Raw genomic sequence first — 17,073 nt, forward strand, 5'->3', positions numbered from 1 at the left:
ACTGTTGAAGGCAGCTATTCCGCCGCTTCCTGCTCGTCATCCAGCCCGAGGAAGCCACCGGACTGCCGGGCCCAGAGGTTGGCGTAGATGCCGTCGGCGGCAATCAGTTCCTCATGGCTGCCGCTCTCCACGATCCTGCCCTTGTCCATCACCACGAGACGGTCGAGCGCCGCAATGGTGGAGAGGCGGTGCGCGATGGCAATGACCGTCTTTCCCTGCATCAGCCGGTAAAGATTGTCCTGGATGGCCGCTTCCACTTCCGAATCAAGCGCGGAGGTTGCCTCGTCCATGATGAGAATCGGCGCGTCCTTCAGCATGACCCGGGCAATGGCGATACGCTGGCGCTGGCCGCCCGAGAGCTTGACGCCCCGCTCGCCCACATGCGCATCGAACCCGCGCCGTCCCTTGGGATCGGACGCCGCTTCGATGAATGTCTCCGCCTGCGCATTCTGCACGGCCTGGCGCATCAGTTCCTCGGAGGCATCGGGCTTGCCGTACAGCACATTGTCGCGGATGGAGCGGTGCAGCAGCGAGGTATCCTGCGTGATCATGCCGATATGCTCGCGCAGCGAGTCCTGCTTCACCTTGGCGATGTCCTGGCCATCGATGGTGATACGGCCGCTCTCCAGATCGTAGAACCGCAGGAGCAGGTTGACGAGCGTCGACTTGCCCGCACCCGACCGTCCGACCAGCCCGATCTTTTCGCCCGGGCGAATGTCGAGGGACAGCCTGTCGATGACGCCCGCCCCCTTGCCGTAGTGGAAACCGATGGCTTCGAAGCGGATCGCACCGGCGCTGACGGCCAGTTCTGGCGCATTGGGGACATCGGTGACAAGGCGCGGCAGCGAGATGGAGGTAATGCCGTCTTCCACTGTTCCGATATTCTCGAACAGCGCCGACATTTCCCACATGATCCATTGCGACATGCCGTTGAGACGCAGCACAAGGCCGATGCCCACCGCCACGGCGCCAACGGAGATGGCCGAACCCAGCCACAGCCAGATCGCAATGCTGCTCACCGAGAACAACAGAAGGCAGTTCATCGCATAGAGCATGACATGGAATCCCGTCACCATGCGCATCTGCCTATAGGCGGTGGACAGGAACTCCTCCATTCCCTCGCGGGCATAGTTCTCTTCCCGCTTGGAATGGGAGAAGAGCTTGACCGTGGCAATGTTCGTATAGCTGTCGACGATGCGGCCGGTCATGGATGAGCGCGAATCTGCCTGCGCCTTGGATGCCACCTGCAGCTTCGGGATGAAATACCACATCAGCCCGACATAGGCGGCCAGCCAGATCAGGAACGGCACCATGAGACGCAGATCCGCAGCGGCGGCGATGATGAGCGTGCCGCTGAAATAGACGATCACATAGTTCAGGACGTCGAGCAGCTTCATCACCGCCTCGCGCACGGCGAGCGATGTCTGCATCAGCTTGGTGGAAATCCGCCCGGCAAACTCGTCCTGGAAGAACGTCATGGACTGGCGGACGACATAGCGATGCACCATCCAGCGGATGCGCATGGGGTAATTGCTCAACAGGGTCTGGTGAATGACCAGCGAATCGAGCAGCACGATGCCGGGCATGACGATCAGCACGACACCGGCAAGCAGTGCCAGCTTCCAGCCTTCCTGCGCAATGAAGGTTTCACGCGACTGGTTGGACAGCCAGTCGACGACATTGCCCATGAATGCATACATCGACACTTCAAGGACGGCGATCGACGCCGTGCACACCGCCATGACGGCGAGCCATGGCCAGACGCCGCGCGTGTAGTGCAAACAGAATGCAACCAGTGTCTTGGGTGGCTCACCGGGCTCGGCGGATGGAAACGCCTCAAGCCTTTTTTCAAACCAGCGAAACATTATCAAACCTCTTTCGGGCGACGGTCTCGGCATGACGCGCGAGACGAAAATGATTCCGACGCAGCGTGGCGGTTACTGCGCTTGGGTTGCCGGAGCATGATGGAAACAGAGAAAGACAAACATGCAAACGCCAACCATGGGACGATTGCGACTTGTGTCAGGGAAGAAAACTACGCGGAAAGAACAGACACAAGACCGCCAACGACACCGGGCACGGCTTCATCGGGAGAAACCATCCGGTTTGGAAGAAGTCGGAAAAATTCAGTCATCGACACCTCCAAAGTTTGTGTTGGCAAAGTTAGCGTTGCGGTCGAAACCCTATACCTATTATGAACGGAAAAAGCGAGAGCCTATTCTCAGGAAATACATGCGCCTGAGCAAAATATTGCCAACGGAGCCCACCGGTTGTGATTGAAAACAAACCCGACCTGCGCATTGCGCTCTACCAGCCGGATATTCCGGGCAATACCGGCACGATCCTGCGCATGGCCGCCTGTTTCGGGATCGGGGTCGATCTCATCGAGCCCGCGGGCTTCGACGTGTCCGACCGGTCGCTCAAACGCGCCGGGATGGATTACCTCGAACAGGCCGCGCTCACCCGCCATGCCGACTGGCAGCACTTCCAGAACTGGCGCCAGGGCGAACAGCGCCGCCTGCTGCTGTTTTCCACCAAGGCGGCTGTGCCCTACACGCAATTCACCTTTCGACAGGGCGACATCCTGCTGCTTGGACGCGAATCGGCCGGCGTGCCGGATGAGGTGCACCAGTCGGCCGATGCCAGATTGATCATCCCGATGGTGCCGGGGGCGCGGTCGCTCAACCTGGCACTGTCCGCGGCCATCGCCACCGGTGAAGCCTTGCGGCAGTTCTCGCTGCCCGCATGAAAAACGCCGGCCATTTCTGACCGGCGTCCTCATTCACCTGACAGGAAGCTTACTTGACTTCGGCTGCCTTGCCGTCTTCCCACTTGTAGAGAACGAAGGTCGGCGTCGTCAGATCGCCGGTCTTTGCATAGGTCAGGTCGCCGACGACGGTCGAAACCGGTGCGCCGGAATGCAGTGCCGCAGCAACCGCTGCCGGATCGGCGGAGCCGGCCTTTTCAATGCCGGCCTTGATGACCTGCAGCGCCGCATAGGCATTGAGCGTGAAGGCTTCAGCCGGAATGTTCTTGGCCTTCAAAGCTTCCATGATCTTCGCAGCGGATGGGTTCTTTGTCGGATCGGCACTGTTGGTGAACAGCGTACCGGCAGCGGCAGCGCCGCCAATGGCCCAATATTCCGTGTTCGACAGGCCTTCGGCACCGATGATCTGGGCCTTGATGCCCTGATCCGCAAGCTGGCGGGCAATCAGGCCGCCTTCCGGATGGTAACCGCCGAAATAGATCACGTCGGCTTTTTCCGACTTCAGGCGGGTAATGAGCGCGCTGTAGTCCTTTTCACCGGCATTGATGCCCTGATCGACAACTTCCTTGACGCCGCCCTTGTTGAGCGTTGCCTTCAGATTGTTGGCCAGACCCGTGCCATAGGTGTTCTTGTCATAGACAACCGCGACGCGCTTATCCTTGTAGTGCTTGAGAATGTACTGGGCAGCAACTTCAGCCTGCTGGTCATCGCGGCCGCAGGTGCGGAACACGGTGTCCAGGCCACGCGTCGTCAGATCCGGCGTGGTGGAGGTCGGGGTGATCATCAGGATGCCGTTTTCAGCCAGTACATCGGAAACCGGCATCGAAACACCTGATGTGACCGGGCCGACCACGAACTTGATGCCTTCGCCGACCACCTGGTTGGCAACCGACACACCCTGCTTCGGCTCACCGGCATCATCGAAAAGCTTGATGACGATCTTCTCGCCCTTGATGCCGCCTTCGGCATTGATGGCTTCCGCAGCCGCAGCAACACCGTTCTTCACCTGCATGCCATAGGCAGCCACAGGGCCGGTTACAGGCGCGATGTTGCCGATGACGATGTCAGCACGGGCGAATGAAGTCATCGCCATGACAGCCGTCAACGCCACGCCAGAGATCAACGATAAGCGCATAGTGTCCTCCTTGAATTTTTTATTGCGCGGATTGCGCGGCCGGAAGATTCTCCGGCGCTGCAAAAAGTTCTACTGTCTTTATGGCAGGCTGTCAGCCACGATTCATGACAATCCTGAATCCATCATTGAAATAATTTGATGCCATTTATGAAGAAAAGTGTTCGGTTGTTGACAATTCACGCCGGTTTTTCCTGGAAATTCGAGATTTCCGCACGCGCAGCGGTCTTTTCAGCCGATTTTAGTCGGCATTGGGCAAACGGCGCATGGTGAATTCGATGATGTCGCCAGGCCGTTCGTACCAGCTTTCGATTTCCGTCCAGTAGGCTGCTTTCGGGTATTGGTCGAACCACTCCTTCGCCTTCTCCCGGGCGGCAAGACGCGGCAGGCGGAAGCTCTCGCGGATGAATGCGCCACGCTGCCGGGGGGCTTCGCCCCGGCTTTCCTTCAGCTGCTTGCGCAAGCCGTCGAGCGGCGGCTTGGGAAAGTGTGTCCTGGGTACTTTGGAGACCATTTTGCATCCCTTCCTGAACCCTGTACGGCAGAGAGTAGATCAAACCCCGCCCCGAAAACGAGTCATTTTTTTGGGATAGCCCAAACACCACCTTCCTTTGCCGCGCCCCGGATGTGATAAAGTATACAGCAAGAAGGATTCGCTAATATGGACCGCCCGGATATTCCCGCCATCCTGCCCGAAGCACTTGAAGACAAGAAGACAGCCGCCACCGCGTGGTTTGCCGAATTGCGCGACAAGATTTGCGCCAGTTTCGAGCAACTCGAGGACGATCTGGAAGGCCCTCTCTCCGACCGGCCGGCGGGCCGTTTCATACAGACGCCATGGCAGCGCGACGAAGGCAATGGCGGCGGCGGGATCATGTCCATCATGCATGGCCGGGTCTTCGAGAAGGTCGGGGTTCACACCTCCACCGTCCATGGCGAATTTTCCCAGGAATTCCGTAAGCAGATACCCGGTGCGGATGAAGATCCGCGCTTCTGGGCCTCGGGCATCTCGCTGATTGCCCATCCGCAGAACCCGTTCGTCCCGGCAGTGCACATGAACACGCGCATGGTTGTCACCACCCGCCAGTGGTTCGGCGGCGGCGCTGACCTGACGCCGGTTCTCGACCGCAAACGGACACAGGAAGACCCGGATACCGCCGCCTTCCACAAGGCGATGAAATTCGTCTGCGACAAGCATGCGGCGGTCGCCAACCACGAGAAATTCAAGGACTGGTGCGACGAGTATTTTTATCTGCCGCACCGCAAGGAGCCGCGCGGCACGGGCGGCATTTTCTATGACTGGCTGCATTCTTCCGACGAAAATGGCGGCTGGGATGCCGACTTTGCCTTCACCCGCGACGTCGGCCGGGCCTTTTCGGTGGTCTACCCCTATCTCGTCCGGCAGAATTTCAACCGGGACTGGAGTTCCGAAGACCGGCAGGAACAGCTGGTCCGGCGCGGACGCTACGTTGAATTCAACCTGCTCTACGACCGCGGCACGATCTTCGGCCTGAAGACCGGCGGCAACGTGGATTCGATCCTTTCGTCCATGCCGCCAACGGTCAAATGGCCGTGATGTGATTTTTTCAGGGATCAATCCCGGCTTTCATGCGTTATGGTGCTGCCGGTACGGTATCTGAAGCCGTATCTCGATGGAGAGGGCTCGCGTCGCACCGGGCCCACAACAGGGAGAAAAGGCCATGAAAGAACTTCATTGCATCGTTCCCGGTTGCCAGTGGCATACCCGTCACGACACCGAAGCCGAGATCATCCGCCGCGCCACCGAGCACCTTCGCGAAACCCACGGCGAAACGGCCATCCGCGAAGCCATGCTCGAAACGATCAAGGCCAATATCCAGCCTGAAAAGGGCAAGGCTGCTTAGACAGGCTTTCCTGTCAGGTCGGGAATTCTGGCAAGCAGTTCATCACGGTCCAGCTTAAAGCCCGAGTCAATCCAAGCATCCTCGAGCGCGCGGTGCAGCTTGCCCACGTCGGGGCCCTTTTCCAGACCGGCAGCGATGAGATCGCCGCCGGAAACGGGGAATTTGGGCTTCTCATACTGTCCGGCAAATTCCAGCAATTTTGACAGATGACCGGCACGCATCATGGCGGCATTGTCGTTGAGCGCTTCCATGCGCGCTGAAACCAGCGCAAGGCGCAGGCGGTCCATCATGCCCTGCCGGTCGCTGCGATAAAGCCGCTTGGCAAAACCCGCCTCGGAAATTTCGGCATTGGGCAGGACGGCACCAGCCCAGGCTTCCAGCCGCTCGCGCTCCTGATTGGAAAGCTTGAGGCGCACCGCCATGGCATGGATGCGCTCCGCATCGGGCGGGATCATGCTGGCAAGGCGCAGCAGCGGATCAGCCGGCCAGCCAAGTTCCTTTTCCGTTTTGACGAGACCGTGGATCGCATCGATGCCCCATTTCTCGCTCTCGGGCAGAACCGCGGTCAGCACGCCCGCCTGACGCATCCACAGCAGGGCGCGCGAAGGATCCGGCGCCGCCAGCATCTTCTTCAGCTCCGACCAGATGCGCTCCGCCGACAGCTGTGCCAGACCGTCCTTCAGGCGGGCACAGGCCTTCAGGCCTTCGCTCTCTGGACGGCCATGGCCATACCAGGCAAAAAACCGGAAGAAGCGCAGGATGCGCAGGTAATCCTCGCGGATGCGCTGTTCCGCATCGCCGATGAAGCGCAGGGTCCGGCTTTCAATATCGGCAAGACCGCCGACCAGATCGACGATCGTGCCATCCGCTTCGACGTAGAGCGCATTGATGGTGAAATCGCGCCGGTCCGCATCGACCTGCCAGTCGCGGCCGAAGGCTACGGCTGCATGGCGCCCGTCAGTCTCGACATCGGCGCGCAGCGTGGTCACCTCGAACGGCCGCTTGTCGGCGACAACGGTCACCGTGCCATGGCTGATACCGGTCGGCACGGTCTTGAACCCCGCCGCCTGCGCCCGGTGAATCGTTTCATCCGGCACACAGGTGGTTGCGATATCGAGATCGGACACCTCCTGCCCGAGGAGCGCATTGCGCACCGCGCCGCCGACAATGCGCGCGCCCTCGCCATCGGCGGAAAGGGCGGCGAGCAGCCTTTGCAAAGCCTCGTTCTTCAGCCATGGGGCCTTGCCGGCAATCGATACTGTCATGCTCAAGAATAGAGCCTTTCATAAAGTGTGCGGATGATGCCCGCCGTAACGCCCCAGATGAAGCGGTCGCCGAACGGCATCGTATAATAGAAGCGTTCCTTGTCCTGCCATATCCGGCTTTCCCTGCGGTGGTTGGCAGGATTCATCAGAAAGGACAATGGCACTTCGAACACATCGGCGACCTCATCCGGATTGGGCGTCAGGTCGAAGGGCGGATGAACGAGCCCAAGCACCGGGGTGATGGAATAGCCCGTCGTGGTGAGATAGCGCGGCAGACGGCCGAGCAGCTCGACATGCCGCCCTTCCAGACCGATCTCCTCATGCGCTTCCCGCAGCGCCGCCTTTTCCGGCTGGAAATCGTCTTCCGGATCGATGGCGCCGCCGGGAAACGCCACCTGGCCCGAATGCTTGCGCATGTTGGCATTGCGCAGTGTGAGAATGACGCCCGCTTCATCCCCGTGATCGACGATGGGGATCAGCACCGCCGCCTCGCGCAGTTTGGTCGCCGCGATCAGGGCATCGAGGTCGGGATTGAGCAGGTGGTCGCCATGATCGATGCTCAGCGTCTCATGGCCCTTCGCCGCGACGCGCTGCGCAAAGGCCCGGGCGGAAAAGCCGTCATCCCTCAATACTGTCTGGTTCATAGGCTTTGCTCTTCCAGTTCGCCCGACGGCATGATCGGAAAGACCGTACCGCCGGAACGCACGGCAAACATGGATTTGCCGCCGACGACGATATCTTCGCCATGGCTGACCAGTTCGTACATGACCGGGCGGGCCAGCAGCGCTTCCAGCCGTCCGCGCACCAGCACATAGGGCTTAAGCCCGCCATTGGCCGGATCGATGACAAAGCGCAGGGGATTGTCGGCATTAGCCTCGACGATATCGCCGACATTGGTGCGGAAGGTCATGACCTGATCGGCGCCCTCGCCCGATACATTAAGCTCGACACCAAGGAAGGGCGCATCCTCGACGCGGATACCGACTTTCTCGACGGGCGTGACCAGATAGGTCTTGCCATCGGCATCCCGGCGCAGCACCGTGGAGAACAGCCGGACCAGCGGTGCGCGGCCGATGGGTGTTCCCATGTAGAACCAGGTGCCATCAGCCTTGATCTCCATATCGAGATCGCCGCAGAAGTCGGGGTTCCACTTTTCCACCGGCGGCAAGCCCTTGCCTTGCGCCGCGGCGCGCGAAATCAGCGCTTCAAGCCCTGCCGCATCGCGCAACGTGCCCTCTGACTGTGCCATACCAAGACCTTTTTGTTCATTCGTCACGAAATAGTCACCGTTAAACCGCTTGTCTGCATGTCATAGTGATCTAGACTCATTTAAGTGTGAAGCTGACCATAAACCAGCTCCGCAGGCCAGAGACGAGGTAAACCATGACAATCATCAAAACCGGGGAACCGTCCGATCCGAAGGCCATGATCGCAGAGGCCGAAAAGGCTCTGGCCGATATCTCCAGGGTACGCGCTGCCGTCGGCACTGTCATCTTCGGCCAGGAAAGCGTGATCGAGCGCACGCTCGTCGCGCTGCTTGCCGGCGGCCATGCCCTGCTCGTCGGCGTTCCCGGCCTTGCCAAGACCAAGCTGGTCGAAACCCTCGGCACGGTGCTTGGCCTCGACGAGCGCCGCGTGCAGTTCACGCCCGACCTGATGCCGTCGGACATTATCGGCTCGGAAGTCATGGAACAGGACGATCACGGCAAACGCTCGTTCCGCTATGTCAAAGGCCCGATCTTCGCGCAGCTGCTGATGGCCGACGAAATCAACCGCGCCTCGCCGCGCACCCAGTCGGCCCTGCTCCAGTCCATGCAGGAATACCATGTAACCGTTGCCGGTGAACGGCACGACCTGCCCGCGCCGTTCCATGTACTGGCGACGCAAAATCCGCTGGAGCAGGAAGGCACCTATCCCCTGCCCGAGGCGCAGCTTGACCGCTTTCTCATGCAGATCGATATCCTTTATCCGGAGCTGGAGGCGGAGCGCCGCGTCCTTCTCGAAACCACCGGCACCTCGGAAGCCCGGGCGGCCAAGACCATCACTGCCGAGCGCCTGCGCGAAATGCAGCAGCTGATCCGCCGGATTCCCGTGGCGGAAGGCGTTGTCGAGGCCATCCTCAAGCTCGTGCGTTCGGCCCGCCCCGGTGCGGACAACGATATCGCGCAAAAATTCATCGCCTGGGGCCCCGGCCCCCGTGCGAGCCAGGCGCTGATGCTGTGCGCCCGCGCCCGCGCGCTCTATGACGGGCGTCTCGCGCCGTCGATTGACGATGTCAGGGCGCTGGCCGAGCCGGTTCTGCAGCACCGCATGGCACTGACCTTCGCCGCGCGCGCCGACGGCATGAATGTGCGCGAGGTCATCGCCAATCTGACCAAGGCCGCACTCTGATGGCAGCCATCGGCGCGCAGGTCCAGAAGACCGCGACACGCGAGGCGCTGGCGCGTGCACGCCAGCGCGCCGCGTTGTTGCCCGATCTTCTGGTCGAAGCCCGCCGCATTGCCAACACCACGAATACCGGCTGGCATGGCCGCCGCAAGAGCGGCGTCGGCGAGACGTTCTGGCAGTTCCGGCCCTACACGGACGGCGAAGCCATCGCGCGCATCGACTGGCGCCGTTCGGCGCGCGATGACCGCACCTATGTCAGGGATCAGGAATGGGAAGCCGCCCATACGGTCTGGCTGTGGGCCGATTCCTCGGCCTCCATGCTCTACAAATCGGATATGGCGCAGGTGTCGAAGGAATCGCGCGCGCTTGTGCTTACCCTAGCATTGGCCGAACTTTTGTCGCGCAGCGGCGAGCGCATCGCCTTTCCCGACGTGACCGATCCGACCTCCGCCGCCAATGGCGCGGAGCGGTTGGCGGTTGCGCTCTCGCATGTCATCGATCTGCCGAAGCAACCGGATTTCAGCAAGGTCCGGCGCTTTTCCGATGTGGTGCTGGTCAGCGATTTTCTCGAGCCGGTCAGCGAGACCCTTGCCCTGCTCGAGCAGATTGCCCAGCGCGGCGCCCGCGCGCATCTGGTCGAAATCTACGATCCGGCCGAAGCGGATTTCCCCTACAAGCGGCGCACGGAATTCGTCGATCCGGAATCCGGCGCGATGCTGACCGTCGGCCGGGCGCAGGACTATGCCGAGGAATACAAGCGCCTGTTCCTTGCACGGCGTGAAACACTCAGCGCCTATTGCCGCCGGATCGGCTGGAGCTACACCGCCAACCGCACCGACCGTCTTGCCTCCGAAGCGCTGGTTTCCGTGCATCTGAACATGACCGCCGATGCCGGGTATCAGAGGACGGGCCTATGATGGGTGCCTTTCCCCTTGCCCTCGGTGCACCGGCAATCCTTTTCGGCCTTCTGGCCCTGCCTGTCATCTGGTGGCTGCTGCGGGCAACGCCGCCGCGGCCGGTCCGGGAATCCTTCCCGCCGCTGAAAATTCTGGCCCAGATCCTCAAGAAAGAGGAAACGCCGGACCGCAGCCCGTGGTGGCTGACGCTGCTGCGGCTTGTGCTGGCTGCGCTCGTCATTCTGGCGCTCGCCGAACCCGTCTGGAATCCGCGCGCCGAGACCTTGAGCGGCAAGGAGCCGGTCGCCATCGTGCTCGACAATGGCTGGTCCTCCAATGAGGAATGGACCGCCCGCAAGGAAACGGCAGAACGGCTCATCGCCGATGCCAATGCCTCCGGCGCGCTGATCTATATCCTGGGTACGGCCGAGAAACTGAATGCCGATGTTGGCCCGTTCGATGCTGCAACCGCGCTTGAGCGGCTGCGCGCGCTGAATGTCCGGCCGATTCCCGTCAACCGCGGGGCAGCCTTCGACCGGCTGAAGGCCGTCCTTGCCAATGTCAAAGGCGTGCGCGTCGCCTATCTCAACGACGGTGTCGACACCCCGCAGGCGGCGACGGCCATCAAATCCATGGAAGGGAGCGGGATCGCCTCGGTGATCTGGTATCAGCCGTCGATCGCGGCCCTTTCTGCCATACGGCAGGTGGAGAACAATGCGAACGGGCTCACGGTCCACGCCGTGCGTTCCGATGACAGCCGCGCCTCGGGCGGCATCACCATCGGCGCCTATGATGAAAAGGGCCGCCGTATCGCCGAAACCGGACTGGTTTTCCGGGCCAATGAAGCGACCGGCGAAGCCGTCATCGCGGCGCCCTACGAACTGCGCAACGACTTTCACAGCCTGCGCATCGACAATGCCCCGCATGCGGGCGCCACGTTCCTTGTCGACGACAACAACAAGCGCCGCCGCGTCGCCCTGCTGTCCGGTTCCGAAGCGGATCAGTCGCAGCCGCTGCTGTCGCCGCTCTACTACATTTCGCGCGCGCTTGAGCCCTTCGCCGATCTCCTGCGGCCACGCAACGCGGAGCTGATCAAGGCCATTCCGGAACTTCTGGAACAGAAGCCGTCCGTCATCATCATGGCCGATATCGGCAAACTGCCCGGCGAGACCGAACAGGCCATGGTGGACTGGGTCGCCAAGGGCGGGACACTGATCCGCTTTGCCGGGCCACGCCTTGCGGGCAACAGCGAGCACGACCCGCTTCTGCCGGTCAACCTGCGCAAGGGCGAACGTTCCCTGGGCGGCGCCCTGTCGTGGAAGGAATCCCAGCCGGTTGCCGCATTCCCGGATACGGGTCCGTTTGCCGGGCTGCCGACGCCGCAGGATGTCACCGTCAACCGCCAGGTTCTGGCGGAGCCCGCCATCGACCTCTTCGAGAAGAGCTGGGCCAATCTTGCCGACGGCACGCCACTGGTGACGGGCGAGACCCGCGGGCGCGGCCAGCTCGTCCTCTTCCACGTCACGCCGGAAGCCACATGGTCGAACCTGCCGATCAGCGGCAGTTTTGTCGACATGCTGCACCGCATCGTTACCCTGTCGCGCAACACCGGACCGTCGCCGCAGGAAAACGGCGCTGGGGCTTCCCGCGCCTTTCCGCCCTATCTAACATTGAACGCCGAAGGGGCTTTGACCCCTCCGGGTGCGGATGCCAAACCGCTTATCCTCAAGCCGGGCGAAACCGGCATGGTGAGCTTTGACAATCCGCCCGGCTTTTATGGCGTTGAGGATTCCATGACTGCCCTCAACCTTTTCAAGCCGGACAGCGTTATCAAGCCTCTGGTCCGTCCCGAGCTTGCCATTCCCGTGACCACGGCACGCTATGCCGTCGATGAATCGGTGCCGCTGCGTGGCCCGCTCTTCGGGCTCGCCGCCCTGCTGCTGGCACTCGACGCGCTTGCCATTCTCTGGCTTGGCGGGCATTTGCGCCGCCGCTTCAAGACGGTTACCGCCGCCTCCCTGGCGATCCTGCTCATTCCCGCCATCCTGGCATTCGGCCCCTCTCCAGCCCATGCCCAGCAGAACGACAGCAAACCGGGCGACCAGACGATCCTGGACGCGGTCAATGCCACGCACCTCGCCTATATCATCACCGGGGATCGTGCCGTTGACGACATCAGCAAGGCGGGCCTTTTCGGGCTTTCCAGGGCACTTGCCGACAGCACGGCGCTGGAGCCCGGCGAGCCCATAGGCGTCAACCCTGAAACCGATGAGCTCGCCTTCTTTCCGCTGATCTACTGGCCCGTCGACCCCGCGGCCAAAATGCCGTCGCAGGCCGCGATTGCCAAGATCGACGCCTATATGCAGCAGGGCGGAACCGTTCTGTTCGACACGCGCGATCAGGATGCCGCCGCCATCAGCTTTGACAACAGCTCGACACCGGCCAATGCGCGCTTGCGCGACATTCTTTCCGGCATGAACATACCGGCGCTGGAACCGGTCCCCAATGACCATGTGCTGACCAAGGCCTTCTATATCCTGCAGGATTTTCCCGGCCGGTTCCGCGGCAGCCAGCTGTGGGTGCAGGCCTCGCAGGCACCCGAAGCCAACAAGGACCGCCCGGTGCGGGTCGGCGACGGCGTTTCGCCCATCATGATAACCGGCAATGATCTCGCGGGCGCCTGGGCCGTCAACGCCAGCGGCGCTCCCCTGCTCCCGACGATCCCCAATGACCCGGATCAGCGGGTTCTCGCCTATCGCGCGGGCATCAACATCGTCATGTACATGCTGACCGGCAACTACAAATCCGATCAGGTGCACGTGCCCGATCTCCTGAAGCGGCTGGCGAACTGACATGTATCTCTCCCTCGATTTCCAGCCCCTGCTGTCGACCCCGCTGCTGGCCTTGCTGCTCCTGCCTCTGCTGGCGCTAGCATTGGCAGGCCTGTACCTGCGCCAGCGTGGCAGCGTGATCCGTCTTCTCGCCGTGGCCGCGCTCGCCATGGCCCTGTTCAATCCCGTTGTCATCAACGAGGAACGCGAGCCGCTCAAAAGCGTCGTCGCCGTGATCGCCGACCGCAGCCAGAGCCAGGATATCGGCGACCGCACCGCCGATACGACCGAGGCGCTCAAGCAGGTCCAGGCCGCGCTGGCGCGCCTGCCGCAGTTCGAGGTGCGGACCGTCGAGACCAACCGCGCCAGCGAAACCGACGATGCCACGGCCACGCGGCTGTTCCAGGCCATGAACGGTGCATTCCGCGATGTTCCGCCCTCGCGCATCGGCGGCGCCATCATGATCACCGACGGGCAGATCCACGATATCCCGAACAATGTTGCGGCGCTGGGTTTCAACGCGCCGATCCATGGCCTGATCACCGGCAGGCCGGGCGAGATCGACCGGCGCATCCAGTTTGTCCGGGCGCCGCGCTTCGGCATCACCGGCAAGCCGCAGCAGATGACCTACAAGGTCACGGCCGCCGGTGAACCCCAGGGCGGCCGGGCGCGCGTCACCGTGCGGGTGAACGGCAACGAGGTATTGTCGCAGGATGCCGTCATCGGCAAGGAAATGCCGCTTGAGGTGACGCTGCCGCGCGCCGGCGTCAATATTGTCGAGCTGGCAGTCGATGCCGTTCCCAATGAGCTGACCGAAATCAACAACCGCGCCGTCGCCATGGTCGATGGCATCCGCGAGAACCTGAAAGTACTGCTGGTTTCCGGCGAGCCGCACAATGGCGAGCGCACATGGCGCAACCTGCTGAAATCCGATGCTTCTGTGGATCTCGTCCACTTCACCATTCTGCGCCCGCCGGAAAAACAGGACAGCACGCCGATCAATGAACTGTCGCTGATCGCCTTCCCGACGCGGGAATTGTTCGTCGAGAAGATCGACCAGTTCGATCTCATCATCTTCGATCGCTATCAGCATCGGGACGTGCTGCCGCTGCTCTATTACGACTACATCAACGACTATGTGCAGAAGGGCGGCGCATTGTTGATTGCCGCCGGTCCCGAATATGCCGGCAACGTCTCCATCGCCAACACGCCGCTCCTGACCATCCTGCCGGCTACGCCGACGGGCGACGTTACCGAAAAAGCCTTCTATCCGCGCCTGAGCGACGACGGCAAGCGCCATCCCGTGACGCGCGGGCTTGAAGGCAGCACGCAGGAACCGCCACAGTGGAGCCGCTGGTTCCGCGTGATCGATGTCAACAAGCCGGATGGCACGGTGGTGATGAATGCCGGCGACAAGCCGTTGCTCGTGCTCAACCGTATGGGCGAAGGCCGGGTCGGCATGTTCCTGTCCGATCAGGGCTGGCTGTGGGCGCGCGGCTTTGAAGGCGGCGGCCCGCATGCCGCGCTCTACCGCCGGATTGCCCATTGGCTGATGAAGGAACCGGAACTGGAAGAGGAAGCCCTGACCGCAACGGGCAGCGGCCGCAATCTGGAAATCCGCCGTCAGACGATGAAGAAGACCGCCCAGCAGGCCAGCATCATCACGCCATCCGGCAAGAAACAGGACATCCCGCTCACCGAGACCGAACCCGGCGTGTTCACCGCCTCGGTACCGACAACGGAAATCGGCTTGTTTCAGGTTGCCAATGGCGATCTGACGACGCTGGCCCATGTCGGGCCGGTCGATGCGCCGGAGTTTGCCGATTACATATCGACGACAGCCAAGCTCGACGGCTTCGCCCGCGAAACCGGCGGCGGTGCCCGCCGCCTGCGGGCAACCGCAGACCAGACATCGATTGAAGTGCCCAGCATCGTCGCCTCGCGCAGCTTTGCCAGTGCCAGCGGCGACAACTGGATCGGCTTGCGCCCAACCAGTGAAACGGTGCTGAAAAGCGTCAACCGCCTGCCGCTGTTCTCCGGCTTCCTCGGCCTTGCCGCAATGATCCTTGTCCTTGGCAGCATGTGGTACCGCGAAGGCCGGTGAAGACCGGCCTACTGACCGTCAATCCCCGCATGCCGCACCCGGCCCTGCACGTCTTTCAGGGCGCGCGGCGTGAGTTCGCAGGCAAGGAACCGCGATGGCTCGACCGGCGCGGGCATTTCGATCTGATGCCCGACAATGGGGCGGAAACCGAACGGCGCATAATAGGGCTCGTCGCCCACCAGAATGACAAGCTTGTGTCCGGCAAGCCGGGCGGCTTCCATGGACATGCGCATGAGAGCCGCACCGATGCCCTGCTTCTTCCAGGCCGGCCGGACCGCCAGCGGACCGAGCAGCATCGCCGGTGTCTTGCCGATCAGGATGGGCGTCAACCGCACCGACCCCACGACATGTTCGCCGTTCAGTGCGACAAAGGACAGGGTGCTGTCATGCGGACCGCCTTCGCGGATGCGATAGGCGGCACGGGTGAAACGGCCAGGGCCGAATGCTTCCTTGTTGATGTCTTCGATGGCAGCGTCATGCACCGGTTCTTCCGGTGCGTAGGTCACGACATGGGTCAGCATGCTGGGTATCTTCATAAAGGAGTAGACAATGGCCTTTGGCCAACACAGGAAAGTCCGCCGCGCTGTTCAAGCGCCGGTTCGGGTTTCATCGTCGGATGAAGAGGAATCCTGTCACAAAATGTCTCCTTTTTTTCCGCGTAGCATCTCAGCCGCCCGCCGTAAACCGATTTTCGCGCGTCCATGGCAAAAAGTGACACTCTGTTCACCTGGACCGGGGTGGTTTGGACGGCATTTGTGTCTAGGTATAGGCAATCGGCAATAAACGCAGTTACCGTTGCACGCAGGTTTACGCGCCAAGGAGTATGAAATGGGTCTTCTGATTGACGGCAAGTGGCACGACCAGTGGTATGACACCAAGGACAGCGGCGGGCGCTTCATCCGTTCGGAGTCGCAGTTCCGCAACTGGGTGACGGCGGATGGCTCTGCCGGCCCTTCCGGCAAGGGCGGTTTCAAGGCCGAGGCCGGGCGCTATCACCTCTATGTTTCCTATGCCTGCCCCTGGGCTCACCGCACGCTGATCTTTCGCGCGTTGAAGAAGCTCGAGGATGTCATTTCCGTTTCGGTCGTCGATCACTTCATGGGCGCCGAAGGCTGGACCTTCCATGCCGTGGATGGAGCCACACCGGATCATCTGTTCGGTTCGAAACGGCTTCACGAAATCTACACGCGCGCGGACCCTTCCTATTCCGGCCGCGTGACCGTACCTGTTCTGTGGGACAAGCAGCAGAACACCATTGTTTCGAACGAGTCCTCCGAAATCATCCGCATGCTCAACACGGCGTTCGATGCCTTTGGCGATGCATCGCGGGATTTCTACCCCGAAGCCCTGCGTGGCGAGATCGACGCCGTCAATGCGCTGGTCTATCCCAATATCAACAATGGCGTGTACCGCGCAGGCTTTGCCACCACGCAGGAAGCCTACGGAGAAGCGTTCGACCAGCTGTTTGCCACGCTCGACCAACTGGAAGAGCGTCTCGGCAGGCAGCGCTATCTCGCGGGCAATCGGGTTACCGAGGCGGACTGGCGGCTGTTCACCACCCTGCTGCGCTTCGATCCGGTTTATGTCGGGCATTTCAAATGCAACCGGCAGCGCATTGCCGACTATCCGAACCTGTCCAACTATACCCGCGATCTCTATCAGGTGCCTGATGTGGCCGGGACCGTGAACATGCTGCACATCAAGGCGCATTATTACGGCAGCCACAAAACCATCAACCCGACGGGCATCGTCCCCAAGGGGCCGCAGCTGGATTTTGCCGCCCCCCACGACCGCGACCGGTTCTGAA

The 17,073-nt window shown here is 61.7% G+C and carries 15 protein-coding genes; 8 read left to right on the plus strand and 7 right to left on the minus strand.

Annotation, left to right across the window (positions count from 1 at the left end):
- Positions 1-14 precede the first annotated feature (14 nt).
- Entirely contained in the window at positions 15-1,865 is a 1,851-nt protein-coding gene (locus ACP7B1_RS18365; RefSeq protein ID WP_403183900.1) for an ABC transporter ATP-binding protein, read from the minus strand.
- 410 nt (positions 1,866-2,275) lie between these two features.
- Here ACP7B1_RS18365 and ACP7B1_RS18370 point away from each other — a divergent pair, with 410 nt between their 5' ends.
- The gene (locus ACP7B1_RS18370; protein ID WP_346306284.1) at positions 2,276-2,749 is read left to right on the plus strand and encodes a tRNA (cytidine(34)-2'-O)-methyltransferase; all 474 of its coding nucleotides are present in this window, start codon (positions 2,276-2,278) and stop codon (positions 2,747-2,749) included.
- 49 nt (positions 2,750-2,798) lie between these two features.
- On the opposite strand, the gene ACP7B1_RS18375 is transcribed toward ACP7B1_RS18370, so the two are convergent.
- Together ACP7B1_RS18375 and ACP7B1_RS18380 are read right to left on the minus strand one after the other, a co-directional pair.
- Positions 2,799-3,902 (minus strand): ABC transporter substrate-binding protein, encoded by a 1,104-nt coding sequence (locus tag ACP7B1_RS18375; RefSeq protein ID WP_288192683.1) that lies wholly within the window; start codon positions 3,900-3,902, stop codon positions 2,799-2,801.
- 238 nt (positions 3,903-4,140) lie between these two features.
- Positions 4,141-4,413 carry a hypothetical protein gene (locus ACP7B1_RS18380; RefSeq protein WP_223612567.1) on the minus strand — a complete coding sequence of 91 codons (273 nt, stop codon included), beginning with the start codon at positions 4,411-4,413 and terminating at the stop codon, positions 4,141-4,143.
- A gap of 147 nt (positions 4,414-4,560) precedes the next feature.
- On the opposite strand from ACP7B1_RS18380, the gene hemF reads away from it, so the two are divergent.
- Positions 4,561-5,475, plus strand: a complete 915-nt coding sequence (hemF, locus tag ACP7B1_RS18385; RefSeq protein WP_346306279.1) for an oxygen-dependent coproporphyrinogen oxidase — start codon at positions 4,561-4,563, stop codon at positions 5,473-5,475.
- Positions 5,476-5,599: 124 nt separating this feature from the next.
- Positions 5,600-5,782 (plus strand): DUF1059 domain-containing protein, encoded by a 183-nt coding sequence (locus ACP7B1_RS18390; protein WP_105732019.1) that lies wholly within the window; start codon positions 5,600-5,602, stop codon positions 5,780-5,782.
- Here the strand turns inward: ACP7B1_RS18390 and ACP7B1_RS18395 are convergent.
- Genes ACP7B1_RS18395 through ACP7B1_RS18405 form a run of 3 tightly spaced genes read right to left on the minus strand, consistent with a single transcriptional unit; the run spans position 5,779 to position 8,296 of the window.
- Positions 5,779-7,047 carry a CCA tRNA nucleotidyltransferase gene (locus tag ACP7B1_RS18395; RefSeq protein WP_426137199.1) on the minus strand — a complete coding sequence of 423 codons (1,269 nt, stop codon included), beginning with the start codon at positions 7,045-7,047 and terminating at the stop codon, positions 5,779-5,781. The genes ACP7B1_RS18390 and ACP7B1_RS18395 overlap by 4 nt on opposite strands.
- Before the next feature lie 2 nt (positions 7,048-7,049).
- Positions 7,050-7,691 (minus strand): CoA pyrophosphatase, encoded by a 642-nt coding sequence (locus ACP7B1_RS18400; RefSeq protein WP_346306278.1) that lies wholly within the window; start codon positions 7,689-7,691, stop codon positions 7,050-7,052.
- Positions 7,688-8,296 carry a DUF1285 domain-containing protein gene (locus ACP7B1_RS18405; protein WP_346306277.1) on the minus strand — a complete coding sequence of 203 codons (609 nt, stop codon included), beginning with the start codon at positions 8,294-8,296 and terminating at the stop codon, positions 7,688-7,690. Before ACP7B1_RS18405 ends, ACP7B1_RS18400 begins: the two co-directional genes overlap by 4 nt.
- A gap of 134 nt (positions 8,297-8,430) precedes the next feature.
- Here ACP7B1_RS18405 and ACP7B1_RS18410 point away from each other — a divergent pair, with 134 nt between their 5' ends.
- The 4 genes from ACP7B1_RS18410 to ACP7B1_RS18425 are packed head-to-tail and all read left to right on the plus strand — an operon-like array spanning position 8,431 to position 15,266.
- On the plus strand, positions 8,431-9,438 hold the full coding sequence (locus ACP7B1_RS18410; RefSeq protein WP_403183908.1) for an AAA family ATPase: 1,008 nt from the start codon (positions 8,431-8,433) through the stop codon (positions 9,436-9,438).
- Complete coding sequence (locus ACP7B1_RS18415; protein ID WP_403183911.1) at positions 9,438-10,352, plus strand: DUF58 domain-containing protein; 915 nt, start codon at positions 9,438-9,440, stop codon at positions 10,350-10,352. Before ACP7B1_RS18410 ends, ACP7B1_RS18415 begins: the two co-directional genes overlap by 1 nt.
- Positions 10,352-13,183 (plus strand): DUF4159 domain-containing protein, encoded by a 2,832-nt coding sequence (locus tag ACP7B1_RS18420; RefSeq protein WP_346307463.1) that lies wholly within the window; start codon positions 10,352-10,354, stop codon positions 13,181-13,183. Before ACP7B1_RS18415 ends, ACP7B1_RS18420 begins: the two co-directional genes overlap by 1 nt.
- Position 13,184: 1 nt before the next feature.
- Entirely contained in the window at positions 13,185-15,266 is a 2,082-nt protein-coding gene (locus ACP7B1_RS18425; protein WP_346307464.1) for a hypothetical protein, read from the plus strand.
- An 8-nt stretch (positions 15,267-15,274) separates the two neighbouring features.
- Here ACP7B1_RS18425 and ACP7B1_RS18430 read toward each other — a convergent pair whose 3' ends face one another.
- Positions 15,275-15,787 (minus strand): GNAT family N-acetyltransferase, encoded by a 513-nt coding sequence (locus ACP7B1_RS18430; protein WP_346307465.1) that lies wholly within the window; start codon positions 15,785-15,787, stop codon positions 15,275-15,277.
- Between the two features lie 307 nt (positions 15,788-16,094).
- Between ACP7B1_RS18430 and ACP7B1_RS18435 the strand changes: the two genes are divergently transcribed.
- Positions 16,095-17,072 carry a glutathione S-transferase family protein gene (locus ACP7B1_RS18435; protein ID WP_346307466.1) on the plus strand — a complete coding sequence of 326 codons (978 nt, stop codon included), beginning with the start codon at positions 16,095-16,097 and terminating at the stop codon, positions 17,070-17,072.
- Position 17,073: the final 1 nt, after the last annotated feature.

It is taken from the genome of Phyllobacterium sp. SL163 (genome assembly GCF_049896885.1).
GTDB lineage: Bacteria > Pseudomonadota > Alphaproteobacteria > Rhizobiales > Rhizobiaceae > Phyllobacterium > Phyllobacterium calauticae.